A 16,452-nucleotide genomic window follows, 5' to 3' on the forward strand; every position below is an offset into this window, starting at 1 on the left:
CTCGAACCGGGCGAACCGGCCGCGTCCACGGGGTGACCGCGAGCCGCGCCCGAGCGATCCATCCAGGACGTCGGGCCACCATCGGCGCTGCGTGAACATGTGCCGGCCATCGGTCAGGTCGACGTCCAGACGATCGTATTGGCGGTATCCGAGTTGCAATCCGTGGCCGCGAGATCGGGCGACACGGGCATCGCGCTTTCGGTCTTGCCGTTGATGGCGATCGATACCCAGTTGCCGCCCGCGGTGACGGCATTCACGCAGACGCTGCGCGGCACGTTGTCGTAGGTGATCGTGAAGGTACTGCCCGCGCCGCTGACGGCCACCGCGCCGTTCCAGGTATTCGTCACGGTGTTCTGGTCGCCGGACGGCGTCAGCGTCGACGGAAAGACGCCCGCGCTCGCCAGCACCGCGTTGCCGAGATTGCCATATCCGCCGGGTTGCCCCATGTAGAGCTTCTTGACGCCGCTCTGGATCGCGCTCACCTGCTCGTTCACCGCATTGGTGCTGGCGCTGTTGAATGCGCCGTTCAGCAGCGCGATCGCACCGATCACCACGATCGCCGCGACCCCGAGGTACGAAATCGCCTCCAGCAGCGACGCGCCGCGCTGCGATGCGCGCGAGCGCCCGGCGCGCGCGCGCGGCGCGACCGTCGTGTTCAAGCCCGTGAATGTGTTCATATCGTCCTCGCATCGTAGTGAAACAAGCTTCAGTGCAGCGATCTCGTCATCGCGGCGATCTCCTGCTGAATGCCGAAAAAGCCGGTGATCAGCACACCCAGCAACAGCGCCAGCAACACGATCGCGGCGCCGTTCAACACCCGCATCTGCGCGGCGATCCGCTCCACACCGGCTTCCATCCATTCGTCCGCGATCGTCTTCAATGCTTCGGCGAAGCCCTTGTACTCCGCATAGACGCACAGGTCGTCGACGATCTCGGCGGACGGAAAGCGATAGCCGGTGTGCTTCATCGCCTCGCCGACGTTCAGGCCGGATTTGACGCCGAACAGCGTGTCGTCGATGCGTTCGCGCAGCCACGGTTTCGCAAGCGACGCGAGGCGCGTCAGGGATTTCTCGACGGTGAGGCCCGCCGCCTGCAACGAGGCGAACGCCGTCAGGAAGCTGATGCCGACCATCAGCCGATAGACGGAATAAGGCGGATAGCGGTCGAGCGCGGTACGCAGCCGGCCCGACCAGCGCGGCATCGAATGGATCAGCAATGCGATGCAGGCCATGAGGCCCGCGATACCGTAGCCCAGCCACTGCGTGGTGAAACTCGACAGCAGATACAACAGGTGCGCGGGACCATGCCATCGCTGCGGCGGAACGATCGCGGCGAATTGCGGAATCACGTGAGCGCCGAACAGGTACAGATAGACGAGCGTGATGCCGAACAGTGCGACGGGATACGCGATGCCGCCCGCAATCGCGGCGCGGATGCGGCGCTGCGACACGACGATCGCGACGAGCGAACGCAGCGCGGCTTCGACGCGGCCGGACTGCTCGCCGGCCATCACGACCAGCTGCTCCGCCTGCGGCACCCAGCCCTCCATGCCTTCCGCCAGCGTGCCGCCGTTCTGCACCGCCTTGCGCCATTCGCCGAGCATGATCGCGCCCGGTTCGTTCGGCTTGCGCCCTTCGTGCGCGGCACGCAGTTCGAGCTCCTCCAGAACCTTGAGCAGCGGCAGCCCGTTCGACAACATCTTCTCGATCTTCCGGTACACCCTGAGGCGCGCGTCCGGTCCCGCCTGCAGGCGCGCCCAATGACGATTCAGGTCAACGCGCATGGTTCCCTCCGACGGCCGCCGCATGCAGCCGTGCCGGTTCCAGGCGCGGCACGAGCGGACCGACCACGCGCTCGGCCACCCGCGGATCGACCACGCCCGCCGCGACCTTGGTCAGCGCATGGTCGACGAGCGTCTGACCGCCCAGCTGTCTCAGCCAGTAATCGGTTGCGCCGGACTTGTCGCCATCGCGCAGCAGCGCGAAGAAATGCGCGTCGGTCCAGACCACCTCGGCAACCACGGTGCGGCCGACGGTGCCGCGCCCCGCGCACTGCACGCAGCCGGCGCCCTGGACGCAGACCTGGTCGTATGCGCTCCCTGTCGCACGCAGCACGCGCGCGGCAAGCGCCGCATCGCGCGCGGCCTCGCTGTCGCGAAACCGCACGCGGCAATGCGGACACGTGACCTTGACGAGGCGCTGGCTGACCAGCCCGGTCACCAGCGTTTCGTCGGTCACCATGCGCAGCGGCAGGCCGAGATCGACGAGACGATCGACGATCGCGAGCGCACCGCTCGCATGCACCGTGGTCCATACCTGATGACCGGTCATCGACGCGCGCAGCATGCCTTGCGCCGACGCGCGATCGCGGACCTCGCCGATCATGATCGTGTCCGGATCGAGACGCATCGCATTGGCGATCGCGGCGGCAAACGCGAGCGCGCGCGACTCCTCGGTCGGCGCGTTCACGACGGGCGTCTGCACCGCGCCGCTGATCGGGTATTCGACCGGATCCTCCACCGTGATCACGTGCGTGCTGCCGTTGTTCTCGCCGATCAGGCCGGCGAGCACGCGCTGCAGCGTCGTCGATTTGCCGGATCCGGTCGGTCCGCTGAAGACGGTCAGGCCGTGCGGCAGGCGGCTCAGTGCGAGGATCTGTCCGGCTTGCAGCGCGGTAAAGCCGAGCCGCTCGAGGTCGGCCGATTCGCCGGCATCGTTGTACAGCAGGCGCAGCACCATGATGCTGCCGGTGCTGGTCGGCGCCGTCGCGATCCGCACGCCGAACAGCTGCTCCGGCAGCTTGTCGCGCTCGCCGATGCTCGCGTCCTGTCGCTCGCCGGGCTTGTACGTGTTGTCCGACACGCTCGCCATCGCCGAATACAACGTCGCGAGCAGCCGCGTGCCGTGCTCGCGGGTCTGTTCGCTGACGCGCACCAGTTCGTTGTGAATGCGAAACAGGATCTCGGTGCTGAACTGCTTGACGCGAATATGAATGTCCGAAGCACGTTCGCGACAGGCGTGCGCGATCAGCTCCTTCGCGACCACCTGCATCGCGGTATGGTCCAGACGTTCGGCCGTGCCGTCGCGGCGCATGCCTTCGTACGCACGGCGCACTTCGTCGAGACCGACCGCGTGAGGGCGATATGCGAAGTTCAGGCGGTCGAGACGCGCGCGGTACGACAGCACGAACGGACTCATCTCGTGGCCCTCGGCGACGAGGAGGCGTCCGTCGTCCAGCAGGCACAGCAGCTTGCGCTCCTCGACGCTCGCCGCCCACGGCCCGTCGTCGGACAACGGACAGGCGGCGCGGACGTGGCGAGGGACCGGCGCGTCACCCGCGCCGGCCGCGGCTCCGATGTGCGTGGCTGGCATCGCGTCACTCCCTCGACAGTGCCGGATTGCCGGGCGGCAGGCCCGGCACGCCCGGCGCACCCGACGCGCCGATTACCGGCGGCAACGGGCCGGCCGACGGTCCCGCTGCCGTGCCGGTCCGCAAATGCAGCACGTGGCCGCGCCTGCGGCCGACCACTTCGCCGGCATTGACGGACACGATCTGCAGCCCGTCGGACAGGATGTCGCCGGCGCGGGCATCGAACTGCTGGCCGTCCGCGCCTTGCAGCGTGGCCGACAGATTTCGTCCCAGCCCTTCGATCGCGATCACGCGCGGCACGTCGGCGCCGCCGTCGTCGCCCGTCCGGAACCGGCCGTTGCTGCCGATGCGGGACAACGCCGCGACACGCTCGGCGACCTGGGCCTGCGCTTCGAGCTTCCGGAGTTCGGCTTTCAGCAGCATGGTCTGCTCCTGCAGGCGGATCAGTTCGTCGGCGGTGCGCCGGTCGGACGCGGGCACCTCGTGCACCGGCGGCCCCGGCGGCTGCACCGGTGGCGGCGCATTCGCGGCCGCGCGACAGCCGGCCGCATGCGCGAGGCACCCGGCAAATGCCGCGGCACCGAGCAGGATCCTGAAGTCACCGGGCATAGAGGGTTCCTTGCGCGGACCAAGCGCCCGCCTGATAAGTCAATTTGTCGAGCCGAACGCCGGGTTCGTCGAGATAGCGGGCGAGCACGACGGGCGGCATCACACCGAGGTTCACCTGCAACCGCGACGCATGCCACGAACGCCGCGGCCAGTCGGGCTTCGCGAACGTCGAAAGCGTGCCCGGCGACTCGTCGGGAAGCGCCGCGAGCGAGACCGGCAGGTCGAATTGCTGAAACCGCGCGATCAGCCGCGCGTCGATCTCCGGGCGGGTCAGCAACGTGTCGTCGCCTGCCACGGCGGGCATCGGCACGGTCTGCACGAGCGACGCGTGTTCGCCCGTGCCGTCGATATGGGCCAGCGGTTCGGCGGCCAGCAACAGCGCGACCGTCGAGCCGTTGCGCGACCACAGGTAGGTGACGCTGCCGGCCTGGCACACGAAGCGCTCGAGATCCCAACCGCCCGGCGCCAGTTCGGTGAAGTGATCGAGACAGGTGCGCGCGAATTGCGACGGCGCCGGCACGGCGGCCCACGGACGAGCCGGCGCGGCCGCGTCGGTCGCCTGCGCGCGAGCCCGCTCGAGACGGGCGCGCTCGGCCGCGAACGCGCGCGCACGCTCCGTTTCGAGTACGTGTTGCCGGTGCACGAGCCAGCCGTATACGGCGGCGCCGGCGCACGCAAGCACGGCCGCCGCGAGGCCCAGTGCGCGCAGCGACACGCGATGCGCAACGGGCCGCAGGCGGGCCCAGCCTGGCACATGCACGCGCTCGCCGCGACGCTTGCCGAGGAGATCCTCGATGCGGCGCGGGTAGACGTTGTGAAACCCCATCGCGTCGATTTCGTCGTCGCCGATCACGACGTTCCATCCGCCGAGCGAATAGTCGGACGTCAGGCGCTCGACGACCTCGTCGCGGCTGCCGACCCAGTCGCCGTTCGGAAGAAACGAGCCGTCACGCACCGCGAAGTATGCCCAGCGACCATCCGGCAAACGAAATGCGCCGAGCCAGTTGGGTGCGCTTTGCTGGCGCCCGTCATAGAACGCGCCCTGCAGCGCGATCGTTCTCGACACGATGACGCCGAGCGACGCGACGCCGGCCTGCACGCCTTCGTGCGCATTCGCGAATCCGGCGGCCGCCACGCCGCGATCGATGCGCAGCACCATCAACTCGAAGTTGAGCTTCCTCGCGAGCTCGAGGCCCTCCTTGCGCAGTTCGCTGCGGCGCGACAGCGACTGCCAGAACAGCCCGCATACGAAGCGCTGCCGGCCGATCTGGACGATTTGCGTAGCCATTGCCCGTTCCCGTGTGCGCGACACCGCTCAGGATCCGTTCATCGCGACCGGCGTGATCAGGATCACGATCGCTTCGCGCTGCCGCGAGCCGTCGAAGCCGCCGCCCAGCAGATAGTTCTGCGGCGCGCCGACGCCCCGTTGCGCGAGGTCGTCGTTGACGCCTTCATAGCCGCTCAGGATCAGCGTCTCGCCCGATTTCATCGACACGCGTTGCAGGAAATTGCGCGTGTCGACCTCGGGCACCTGAATCGACTGGCCGTTGCCCGCCGGCACCGTCCTGATCTGGATCAGCGACGAGATGTTCGTGTAGAACTGCAGCAGCACCGTGCTGTTCTCGAGGATGTGCGGCAACAGCGTCATGTTGAATCCGGTCGTGACGGTGCCGGGCACCAGTGCCGTGGACGAGCCGACATTCGCGGTGTTGGTCGTCGACACCGAGGCGAGATAGCCCTGCTGCGTGGCCACCTGCAACGGCACCGGCTGATTGTTCAGCGTCGTGATCGACGCGGACGTCTTGCGACGCACCCTGCCCTGGCTCGAGAGCGCCGAGATGATCGCCTGCGTGCCTGCCGCGCGGCTGTTCGGCGTGATCACCTGCGCGGCGAGCGACACCGGGTTGGTGGCCGTGGTGGGGAAGACGCTGGTGATCGTGAAGGCCGTCCCGAGCGCCTGGTAGACCGCCGTCCAGTTGATCCCGTAGCTGTCCTGCGCGGACTGCGCGACGGACAGCACCGTGACGTTGATCAGCACCTGCTTCGACAGCGCCGCATTCTGGGCTTCCATGAAGGCGGCGACGCGATCCAGCACGTCCGGCGTATCGGTGACGGTGATCGAGCCCGTCGCCGGCGACGACACGACGTGGCCGTACTGCGACAGCATCGCCTGGATCGACGCACGCAGGCTGTTGAATACGGACAGCTGCGAGTTGACGACCGTGTTCGCGGTGTTGTTCGATGTGACGGTCGCCGTCCCGTTGCCCGTGCCCGCCCCCGCTCCCGTGCCGGCCGCGGCCGTTCCCGCCGGCCCATAACCGCCCGCCTGCCCACCCGACCCGTCGCTGCTTGCACCGCTCACGACGTTCGCATTGACGGTGGCGTCGCCCGGAATCGCGCTGACCTGGAACGTCCGGGTGTCGGTGAAGAAAAACTCGATCGCGCCGCCCGCGTATTTCCACGAGATACCGAAGCGCGCCGCCGCCGTATCGAGCAAGCCGCGCAGATCGCCATCGCGATACACGATGCGCGTGCGCTGCGATACCGCCGCCGGGCGCGCGCCCATTTCGCCCGACAGGCCCGACAGGCCCGGCACGGTCGGCAGCGGCGGCGGCGCGGCGCCGATCACCGGCACGGACGGCGCGGCCGCGGGTGCGGCATGCGTGCCGGCCGCCGCGTCGGGCGCGACCCGGGTCGCGATGTGCGAAAGGCGCGACACGTGCTCCGCGAATTCGCGCAACGAGCCGACCTCGCGATCGAAGGTCGCCGGTTGCGAGAACACGGCCGGCAACGCGCCTTCGCGTGCCAGTCGCATCGGCGACCCGGACAGCCAGATCCCGTCGCTGACGATCACGCCGTCCGACGACTCCGCGACCTGCGCACGACCATCGCGCGTATCGGCCAGCACGCGCTGCGTCCGGGCATGATCGCGATCGATCGCGTTCGCGAGATGTTGCGAAAGACCCGTACAGCCGGCCAGAAGAACCGCGACGAACGCGCATGTGAGCACCGAACCCCGCATCAACCCGCTCCTTTTGAAACGATCCGAAGAACCTTGTTGCCGCGATAGAGAATGGCCTGGATCGGTGCGTTGGAGTGCGCGAGCGCGCCAACGACCGACCGCAGCGCATCGTCGAACGTGCCCGTCACGCTCGCCTCCGCGTCGATGCCGAAATCCCCCGGCGCTTCCCAGACGAGTTGCCAGCCGACCGCCTGCGCCCACCGCGCGAGTGCGGAACGCATCGTGTGGTCCGCCAGATCTGCTGTTCCGCTGTTCCGCCGGTTCAGGTGGCGGGCCGTGCGGCGCACTCGCTTCAGTTGCCCACGACGACAGCCCTTCGGCTTGTCCGTCCGATGCTGTATTCGGTCGTACCGCCCGCTTCGTGTTCGCCTGCCGTTCGGATGCATCGTCGACATGCGTTGCGCGGCTCGCTTCGACCGCGCCCGACTCCGTCATGCGTGACGTGGGCACAGTCAGCGATTGCGGTCCGTTTGCCTCAGGAATGCGCAAGACGACCACGCAACGGATCGACGAACAATGGGATGAACGTCTTCCACATGGCGCGCGTGACCGGCCGTTCGTGCTGACGCCGCGATGGCGCAACGGCCGAAGCCGTTTTGCAGGCCGGTGAATCCAGCCGCGCGTCGCGAAGGGCGCCATCTCCGTTCGTGACGCGCTACGCGCCGCATTTCAGCGTCTCAAGCTACATGAGCAATTGCAGTCATCCGTGATATTGGTGACGCGATTCTCGCCTTTGACGGGCATTCGGAATTTATTGTTTGACAATCTGTTACATTCCGACGCGATACTCGATCAAAGTGACCTGAGATTCAAGACGTTGATCCGCGCAGCGGGACGTCCTGCGGATTCGTGCCGGGCACGTCCTGGCCGCCGCTCTGTGCGCTTGGATTGCCGGCTCGTCTGCGCATGTCGGTCACCGCCTGACCCAGCGCATTCGTCACACCGTCCGCGGCCCTGCTCACCCCGGAACTCACCGCGGCGCTCGCGCGTTCGATCCTCTCGAGACCGGTCCGGATGACGGCATCGCCCGCATTCCTGAGTCTCGGCGCCGCGTAATCCATGCCCGTCCGCACGCCCTGTCCGGCCACTTCAAGACCCTTAAGCCCCCCCTTCGACACGCGCTCCTGCACGAGATCACCCACCGCGTCTGCGTTGCTGCGTGCGGCATGCACAACCGGGTCGGTGACGATCGCCGCCGTGGTCCACAACGGGAACACTGCAGCCGACGATAGCGTACGTGCAGCGTGTTCGGCGGCAATCACTCCCGCTTCGTTCGCGCCTGTCTTCTTCGCGAGCGCACCCGCACTTGTCGTGGCCATACTGACGGCACCCAGGCCGGCGCCGAGCGCGCCGACGTTTGTCGTTAGACTGGTCGCCGTCAGCAGCGAGCGCGGCGCGCTGAGGGTAGCGTTCACGAGATTGACGCCGGCCTTCGCCACCCGGCCGGCACCGTTGGCCACCGCACCTTTCCAAGTCGCCGCCTTGAGCGCGATGTACTGCTCTTTCCAGTCGGTACGTCCCAGTAGATATTCCGGGCCGATGCGATGGCCCTGCTCCGCGAAGTACCGGTTGGCCAGGTTGAAGCCCGCGCCGGCGAACGGCGAGCCGACGGCTGCCATCCACGAGTCCGTCTGTACCGCGGCCGCTGTGCGATGTGCTGCCGTAATCGTCGGGCCGACGATGCCGCGCAGCACGTTGCGCACCGAGAATGTCTGGATCGCGACCGCGTTCTCCGCAACCGTGCGCGCGATGCCTGGCTGCGCCGCCTCCTTCGCCTTCTTCATCGGGTCTTCAAGCGCGTCCGAGGATGAGGAGAGCCACTGATTATCGGCCATCGCCGGTCCGAGCGCCTGCGAGCCGATGTGATCCGCGACACCCGATGCGAGACCTGCGGCGACGCCACCCTTGAAAACATCGGGGCTGTTCCTGATGCCTGGCAACATATTGAGCCCCGCCACGATCGTATTGCCAAGCGACGGTTGGGTATCCAGCACGCGCGACATCACACCAAACGGAAGCGAGCCGATGAAGCCGCGTCCGGCTTCGGACGCGATATCGAGCTTCGCGGCCTTCGAGAACGTCGCCTCAATCGACTCCCTTGACTCGCCCATGTCCACCAACTGCGACGCGCGGTCATTGATCAACCTCTCGAAGTCCCCGCGGTTCGTCTCTTCGCCCGTCGTAATATGAGGCTCGAAATAACCTTCGAGCAGTTGCCGAATGCCCTGTTTGCGAGCTTCGCGGTCTTCTGCGGTTACGTCGTCGACGGCCGGAGTGTCATTGGGTGATGCCTGTCGCGAGGTGGCAGTGGGGTTCCCACTGCCGCGTAAGTTGGGTGCCGTACGATTCGAGAACGATTCCAGACCGGGAATCCGGGCAAGTGACGTCGAGCGTTTGGCCGACATTGACGAACTGCCCTCATCTGCCGGATCAGCGGACAAGCGAGAGTCGTGCATGCAATTGGTCGGCAATATCGATGAATTGTCCATGGCGCGGCGGAAATTTGAGAGTAGGGGAACTGCTCCTACGCTATGCGACGAGGCGAGTCATCATCGTGCCGGGTCCGCAATTGTGTGGCGCCATGCGAAGTTGACCACACCAATCATGCTGGCCGGTGGTCAGGAGTCAAAGGTTGCGTAGCTGCCGAAGATGACCTGGTTCGATTCCAGGCCCGTGTACTGCTTCTTCCAGCGGTAATACGTCTGCTCGGAAATCCCCAACTGTCGGATCAAGTCCGCCACCTGCATGCCCAGCTCAGCCTGCTTGAGCGCCGCCACGATCTGTTCCACCGAGCACTGTTTGCGTTTCATCGCCAACCTCCCGTTCATATTGGGAAACTCGCTGCGAAACACTAACACTCACTTCTGTCGAGGATTTCTACAGCAGATCGACACGAATCACTTCGCGTTGCAAACCCTCGCTTCGCACCGCACCTCTTGCCTCGTCCAGCACTTCATGCAGCATCGTCACCTTCGATAGGCAACAACCATCGAGATTTACTCAAAACCCGCAACCAGTTGGTTTACAGGAGCAACCATGCCTCCCCGCCCCCTATCGCCTAACGCGGCGAGTATTGCCGGCTATTTTCTTGATTGCCAGTACGATGCAGCGTCAACGATTATCCAGGTGAACCAGAGACGTCCCGGCCGGGCCTCTTACCAATTGGAAGACATTCAGCAATTCCATAAGGATCGCGCACCATCTGTCTTGCAAGGCCTGCCCCAGCGGAACCCGGAGCAGACGGCCGCATCACAACAAGGAACCCGCGCTGCGGCAAGCCACAGACGGAACAACGTCCCTGTCGTGGATTGCTCGGTATTCGCCGCGCCGGGTCGCACCGCTCATCCTGCAGGCGAAGCGAACCGGACGCCTGGATTGTTTCGCCATCCTGACGCGCATGACTTCAGCGAATCCCTCCGAGACAAGCTCGACGAGCTCGATCCCACTGTATGTGACAAGCTCGCGCGAGATACTGATGATCTTCACGAGACCCACCTGTCCCTCGCCCTGTTCTTTGATCAGATTTACAAGGACAGCTTCGGCGGACGATTCGATGGATCGTCCATCGCGACCGTACCAGGTGACGAGGTCCTGGAATCGCTCTTCCGGAATTCGCTGGGCCCACTGCGCAGGTTCGGTGAAGTCACTGACATGGCAGGAGGCACGTCCAGGCTAAATACCAAGGCGACCATGACGACGCTCTTCAATGAATTCGAAGGTAGCCAATGCCTGCGCGCGACCAAACCGGAACAGCGGTGGCGCCTGATCATCGACCCACTGAAAGTCGAGATGATCGAACGCCATGGCATTCGGCCCCACCCCTTGCTGGCGTTCATGTTCGACCATAACCCGGGATACGCACATCAAGTGGCGCAAGGCTGGCTATTCACGGGTCGGATGATCGATCAACGCGCGGCCTTCTCGCCCGAGCTGATATTGAAGATGGCGGCTGCTGGCCGGGCAGGCCCGATGACGCCCGAAAGAGTCCGATTCGGAGCGAACTATGATGCCGACGGACGAGCCGCGATGCTAGACACCGCGCGCATGCTGCGCGATCGGTTCCATATCGGCTCGACCATCAGCAGCGGGGCAAGTCAGCTGGTCATGGTTCCGGGGAATCCAGGAAACACTATCTTCCGTTGCGACGAGGACTCGACTCCCGTACCCGTGCCTCGAGAGCAGGAATTGGCTGTCTTGCACAGGTTGGTATCGTCGCCCTCGGGAATCGGCGAACTCCTGTTCACCCGCCACAAAACGGAACTCAATCACCTGCAGTCAGCGTTGAGTGCGTTCGTCCAGCATTACCAGCGGAATATCGTGGAAGCACGCACCGCGGATGAACGTATCTTGGCTATCACCACCCTCTACCATCGGTGCGAGCATCTGCATCCCTTCAGCGACGGGAATTTCCGTGTCTTCGGCAAGTACCTACTGAATTTCCTGCTGGCCTCGGTCGACGAAGGCTTCACGGAATTGCGCGACCCTAACTCCACGGACGGACGCTCGCCCGAATCTAATGTGCAGGAGGTCCGTCGAGGACAGGCATGGTTCGTCGCGAATGTGCAGCGCTGAATCCAGCATTGCCACAACTGGTTGCGCGGTGAGCCTTTCCGGTACTGTCAGGTTGTTGCAGAGGTAGGCGGATATCATGAGGCGTGAAGAAATCTTCCGTCACCGTTCTGCCATTGGCCGAAACGCCAGTTTCGTTCAAGGGCTGCCGGCTTCCGCCGGACATCATCCGCTACGCGGTGTGGCTGTACTACCGTTTTCCGCAACACGTCCGGCGTATCCGCGACGGTGATCGAGCCCGTCGCCGGCGACGACACGACTTGGCCGTAGTGCGACAGCATCGCCTGGATCGACGCACGCAGGCTGTTGAACACGGACAGCTGCGAGTTGACGGCAGTGTTCGCCGTGTCACTCGAGGTGACGGTCGCCGTCCCGTTGCTCGTGCCCACACCCGCGCCCGTACCGGCCGCCGCGTCGGGCGCGACCCGGGTCGCGATGTGCGAAAGGCGCGACACGTGCTCCGCGAATTCGCGCAACGAGCCGACCTCGCGATCGAAGGTCGCCGGTTGCGAGAACACGGCCGGCAACGCGCCTTCGCGCGCCAGTCGCATCGGCGACCCGGACAGCCAGATCCCGCCGCTGACGATCACGCCGTCCGACGACTCCGCGACCTGCGCACGACCATCGCGCGTCTCGGCCAGCACGCGCTGCGTCCGGGCATGATCGCGATCGATCGCGTTCGCGGGATGTTGCGAAAGCCCCGTACAGCCGGCCAGAAGGACCGTGACGAACGCGCATGCGGGCACCGAACCCCGCATCAACCCGCTCCTTTGGAAACGATCCTGAGAACCTTGTTGCCGCGATAGAGAATGGCCTGGATCGGCGCGTTGGAGTGCGCGAGCGCACCAACGACCGATCGCAGCGCATCGTCGAACGTGCCCGTCACGCTCGCCTCCGCGTCGATGCCGAAATCCCCCGGCGCTTCCCAGACGAGCTGCCAGCCGACCGTCTGCGCCCACCGCGCGAGTGCGGAACGCATCGTGCGATCCGACAGTTCGATCCGCCACGTTCGCCGCGTCGCCCATTCGGGTTGCCGTGCGTGCGCGGCATCCGGGCCGGTCGCCGGCGGCGGCGACAGGTCCGCCCGTGCGTCCGGCGCCGTCCCGGCCGACGCGGACGCGGCCGGCCATGGCGCGTCGCCTGCGTCGGGCCCCGCGACGTTCGCCGCGCATGCACAAGACGACCACGCGGCGCCGAGCGCCGACAGCAACACCGTACGAGCAACGATCGTGCGCATTCCGTTCCTGACCTCATCACGATGGCGACGCGCATACGCATGCGCCGCCGCTTGCCTGACCCTGCGCCCGCAATCGGCATGACACTGGACATCCGGCCGGCGGGCTGACACGATGACACCCTCGTTACTTGCCGACCCAACGCTCCCATGACATCGCTTCCCAACGAGCTGCGCGACCTGATTGCCGAAATTCTTCGTCTCGTGGACGAGGACCACGTATTCACGGACCTCCACATCGAACAGGATCGTCCGATCATGATCAAGACGCCGCGCGGCTGGGAAGAGGCGCCCGGCGGCCCGGTGCTGATCGACGAGATGGCGCCGCTGCTCGCGTCGATCGACGAACAATGGGACACGCGTCTTGCGCACGGCGCGCTCGACCGGCCGTTCGTGCTCACACGCTGCCGGCTTCGTTGCCACGTGTTTCGCACGTCGTCCGGTCGCAAGACCGTCATTTCGATCCGCCGCCTGCCGCTCGAACCGCTGCCGCTCGACAGGCTCGGCCTGCCGGCCTATATCCGCACCATGCTCGACAGCACCAGGGGAATCGTGTTGATCACGGGCCCCACCGGCTCGGGCAAGACCACGACCATCGCGTCGCTGCTCGACCATCTGAACCGCACGCGCAGCTGTCATATCGTCACGATCGAGCAGCCGATCGAATACGGACTCGAAAGCAATCAGGCCATCATTTCGCAGCGCGAAGTTCCCACCGACACACCGAGCTTCTCGACCGGCATGCGCGAAGCGATGCGGCAGCGGCCCGACGTGATCATGGTCGGCGAGATCCGCGATAGCGAGACGGCCGAAGCCGTCCTGCAAGCCGGCGAATCCGGTCACCTCGTGTTCGCGACGATGCATACCAGCAGCGCGCTCAATACGCTGACGCGCCTGCTGTCCTTCTTCCCGCCGGAGCAACGCGAACGCTACGCCGCATCGCTCGCCGGCTCGCTGATCGGCGTGATCTGCCAATGCCTGATTCCGACCGAAGACGGCAGTCAGTTCGTGCTGGCGAGCGAACTCCTGTTCAACCACAATCAGCAGATCAGCGCATTGCTCGTCGATCCGGCGAAGATGGGATTGCTCGCGGACTTCCTCCGACGCAAGGAAGACAACATGTCGCGCTCGCTCAACGATCACCTCGCGCAGCTCGTCGCGAAAAATGCGATCTCGGCTCGCGACGCGCTCCGCGTGGCATATCAGCGTATCGAGCTGCACGAGCAATTGCAGTCGTCCGTGAATCGGTGACCCGATTCTCACCTCTCGCGCACGGCGGGGATTTATTGTTTGACAATCTGTTACATTCCGGCCCGATGCACGACGGTCGCGCCGGGGCGCGATGCTAGCTGAGCTCGCGATCGCCCTGAAGCGGGGCCGTCCTCGCGTCCTCCGGGCCGGCACCCGTCTCGCGCCCCGACGGCGCGCGGGTGAGCCGCGTGTGCGGCGTCATCTCATGGTGCGTGTCGGTGCTGCCTTCGCCCGCCGGCATCGCGCGGCCGGCATTGACAGACACGGTCCGATGCAGCAGCGCTCCGATTCCGCGCAGCGGTGCAACCAGGTCCGCGACATGCATCGATGACGATCGGGCAAGCGCGAGTTCCACGGCTTTCGCGGCCTGCTCGCCGACGAGTCCCGGCACGGTGGCGTTCAGCAACGCGAGTACCGACGCGCCCACCGCCAGACCGCGATCCCCGTGATCGATGAAGTCGTGCCCCAGCTTGTTCCCGGCCAGCACCACGAGCAGCACCACGCTCAGTCCGGCGAACGTCTTGAACTCCTCCAGCGCGTCGTGGCGGCTCACGTCGGGATTCTTTGCGAGTACCGTCATCAGGATCGACGTAAACAACGCATCCGATGCGAGATCGACCACGCCGATCGTATCGGGAAAGGTGAGGAGCGCGGTGGTCGCCGTCACGGCAGCCGTGAAGAGCGCCAACGCGATCTTGGCATTGCGGTCCGGATTCGCGCGCGTATCGTGTGGTTCGCCTCCGGCCCCGGCGGTTCGGCCGCCTTCGCCCAGCGTATGCGACGTCATCTCCGCCAACCTGCCGCACGCGCGCAACACGAGCTGGATCTGCTTGCCGAGGTGCGGACTCACCTGACTTGCGCCCCCGACGACAGACGCGTCGCGCATGTCGAGCGCCGCTCGATGGAGCGCCTTCGCGTCGTCATTCATGCCGGCAAGCGTGCGGTGTTGTCCGGTGCCGAGCGTCGCGCCGAGTTTCGTCAACGCGGGATCGACGCCCCCTCTGAAGTGCTTGTCGATCTGATTCTTGATGTCCGTTCCCATGAATCCCGCGAACAGCCCCGTGGTACTCACCACGGTCGCGAGCAGGTCGACCCACGTCTTCCGGTTCAGATGCTCGGACGGCTTGACGAATGTCGGCAACACGAACTCCAGCGCCTGAAGCGTATTCGCGTAGTTGCGCGCCATCACGCGCTCCTTCACGAGACCGATGCCGGTGGTCGGCGTGCGCGCCATGCCGATCCCTTCGAGCACGGCCTTGGACGTGAGCGCCACCAGCTCCGACGCGAACAATTGCTGCCGCGGATTCGACTTCAGTGGAATCGCGAGCGCCGCGGCGCCCAGGATCAGATTCGGCAAGAGCGCCATCGCCGCGCGTTTGGCCGGGTGCTTGTCGGTTTCGATTTCCTGCAGCGACCGTCGCGTCAACTCCACCTGCGCCTTCAGCGTGCGGCTCAATGCGGCCGGGAATCCGGCGCCGTTGATCGTATCCTCGATGCCCCGCAACCGGGACAGGAGATCGGGAAGACTGCCGGCGCCCGTCTCCGGATTGCGGACCCGGCCGAGAAAGCCGTTGTCGTCGTGCGTGCCGGGAAGCTTCAACAGGGACGCGAAATCCAGCTTCCGCCAGATGTCTGCGGGCGAGCCGCTTCGAACGGAAGCGCCGGCGTCCATGGTCGACGTACTGTCGCCCCGGTCGTCGCGCGGCGGGACATCCGCGGCAGGACGATCTTGCCGGTCATGCTCGATTGACGGTCGACTCGCGGGAGTCGGCTCGCGCTGCGTGCGCCTGACAGGCGAAAGCTCGCCAAGCACCGTCGGTCCGATCTCAAGCGAACGGGACCGAGGCCGCCCGACCTCCGATCCCGCAGGCGCACTCGGGCGTGGTGTATCCGGATCGGCGACGTGAGGGGGAGTCGAAGGGATCGAAGTCATCTTTGCGAATGGCGGATGCGAGGAAAGGGAAACGGCTCCAGCGAGCCTGCAAATGACGGCAGCTCACGCGGATCGCCGGCCGCTGCGAAGCCCGGTCGGCGCCCCTGCCGCGAGCGGATCGCCGGCCCTGCGCAACGCATGCCGTATCGTTGCCCATCTCGACGAACGGCGCACACAGGGTTGCGAAAAACGCGGCCCACATGCGAAGCGCCTCGATGTCCGGGTCGCCGGGCAGATACTCCGCATCCGGATCGATACCGCCCGCGCAATCGCCACGCACACGCAGTTCGGATCGTCGAACACGACTTCTGCACGGTTTTTCTCTGGTGTCACATTCGCTCAATACGATCGGCTCGACTTTCTCGCACAGTCGATTCGCAAACCGAAGTGATTCAACCTGACCATGACCGCCATATCGCCCGCCCATTCTTCAATCGAGCTCGATCATCGAGCATCGCCCCCGGA

Annotated in this window: 14 protein-coding genes and 1 pseudogene; 3 read left to right on the forward strand and 12 right to left on the reverse strand. The window is 65.6% G+C overall.

Annotated features, from left to right (window positions below; translation table 11 throughout):
• Positions 1-113 precede the first annotated feature (113 nt).
• From DIE21_RS19930 to DIE21_RS19970, 9 genes and pseudogenes are all read right to left on the reverse strand, one after another.
• Positions 114-677 (reverse strand): type 4 pilus major pilin, encoded by a 564-nt coding sequence (locus DIE21_RS19930; RefSeq protein ID WP_124499331.1) that lies wholly within the window; start codon positions 675-677, stop codon positions 114-116.
• 29 nt (positions 678-706) lie between these two features.
• Complete coding sequence (locus DIE21_RS19935; protein ID WP_124499332.1) at positions 707-1,783, reverse strand: type II secretion system F family protein; 1,077 nt, start codon at positions 1,781-1,783, stop codon at positions 707-709.
• Positions 1,773-3,371, reverse strand: a complete 1,599-nt coding sequence (locus DIE21_RS19940; RefSeq protein ID WP_124499333.1) for a GspE/PulE family protein — start codon at positions 3,369-3,371, stop codon at positions 1,773-1,775. The genes DIE21_RS19935 and DIE21_RS19940 overlap by 11 nt, the downstream gene beginning before the upstream one ends.
• Positions 3,372-3,375: 4 nt before the next feature.
• On the reverse strand, positions 3,376-3,978 hold the full coding sequence (gene pilP / locus DIE21_RS19945) for a type IV pilus biogenesis protein PilP (RefSeq protein WP_124499334.1): 603 nt from the start codon (positions 3,976-3,978) through the stop codon (positions 3,376-3,378).
• The gene (gene pilO2, locus DIE21_RS19950; protein WP_124499335.1) at positions 3,968-5,266 is read right to left on the reverse strand and encodes a type 4b pilus protein PilO2; all 1,299 of its coding nucleotides are present in this window, start codon (positions 5,264-5,266) and stop codon (positions 3,968-3,970) included. The genes pilP and pilO2 overlap by 11 nt, the downstream gene beginning before the upstream one ends.
• 27 nt (positions 5,267-5,293) lie before the next feature.
• Positions 5,294-7,000, reverse strand: coding sequence for a PilN family type IVB pilus formation outer membrane protein (locus DIE21_RS19955; protein ID WP_124499336.1), 1,707 nt, complete (start codon positions 6,998-7,000; stop codon positions 5,294-5,296).
• Entirely contained in the window at positions 7,000-7,395 is a 396-nt protein-coding gene (locus DIE21_RS37855) for a toxin co-regulated pilus biosynthesis Q family protein (RefSeq protein WP_124499337.1), read from the reverse strand. The genes DIE21_RS19955 and DIE21_RS37855 overlap by 1 nt, the downstream gene beginning before the upstream one ends.
• A gap of 414 nt (positions 7,396-7,809) precedes the next feature.
• A complete protein-coding gene (locus tag DIE21_RS19965) occupies positions 7,810-9,441 on the reverse strand; it encodes a hypothetical protein (protein WP_148092759.1) in 1,632 nt (543 codons plus the stop codon).
• A 210-nt stretch (positions 9,442-9,651) separates the two neighbouring features.
• A pseudogene (locus DIE21_RS19970) lies at positions 9,652-9,810 on the reverse strand (transposase); the annotation flags it as partial.
• 226 nt (positions 9,811-10,036) lie between these two features.
• On the opposite strand from DIE21_RS19970, the gene DIE21_RS19975 reads away from it, so the two are divergent.
• Entirely contained in the window at positions 10,037-11,572 is a 1,536-nt protein-coding gene (locus DIE21_RS19975) for a Fic family protein (RefSeq protein WP_124499339.1), read from the forward strand.
• 74 nt (positions 11,573-11,646) lie between these two features.
• On the opposite strand, the gene DIE21_RS37295 is transcribed toward DIE21_RS19975, so the two are convergent.
• Both DIE21_RS37295 and DIE21_RS19985 read right to left on the reverse strand, forming a co-directional pair.
• Complete coding sequence (locus DIE21_RS37295; RefSeq protein WP_185642813.1) at positions 11,647-12,327, reverse strand: hypothetical protein; 681 nt, start codon at positions 12,325-12,327, stop codon at positions 11,647-11,649.
• Positions 12,327-12,806 (reverse strand): toxin co-regulated pilus biosynthesis Q family protein, encoded by a 480-nt coding sequence (locus DIE21_RS19985; protein ID WP_124499340.1) that lies wholly within the window; start codon positions 12,804-12,806, stop codon positions 12,327-12,329. Before DIE21_RS19985 ends, DIE21_RS37295 begins: the two co-directional genes overlap by 1 nt.
• Positions 12,807-12,953: 147 nt before the next feature.
• Between DIE21_RS19985 and DIE21_RS19990 the strand changes: the two genes are divergently transcribed.
• Positions 12,954-14,054, forward strand: coding sequence for a type IV pilus twitching motility protein PilT (locus DIE21_RS19990; RefSeq protein ID WP_124499341.1), 1,101 nt, complete (start codon positions 12,954-12,956; stop codon positions 14,052-14,054).
• A 94-nt stretch (positions 14,055-14,148) separates the two neighbouring features.
• Here the strand turns inward: DIE21_RS19990 and DIE21_RS19995 are convergent, their stop codons facing one another.
• Complete coding sequence (locus DIE21_RS19995) at positions 14,149-15,987, reverse strand: hypothetical protein (protein ID WP_124499342.1); 1,839 nt, start codon at positions 15,985-15,987, stop codon at positions 14,149-14,151.
• Between the two features lie 52 nt (positions 15,988-16,039).
• Between DIE21_RS19995 and DIE21_RS20000 the strand changes: the two genes are divergently transcribed.
• Positions 16,040-16,378, forward strand: a complete 339-nt coding sequence (locus DIE21_RS20000; RefSeq protein WP_124499343.1) for a hypothetical protein — start codon at positions 16,040-16,042, stop codon at positions 16,376-16,378.
• Positions 16,379-16,452: the final 74 nt, after the last annotated feature.

This window comes from Burkholderia sp. Bp9140 (genome assembly GCF_003853425.1).
Taxonomy (GTDB): Bacteria; Pseudomonadota; Gammaproteobacteria; order Burkholderiales; family Burkholderiaceae; genus Burkholderia.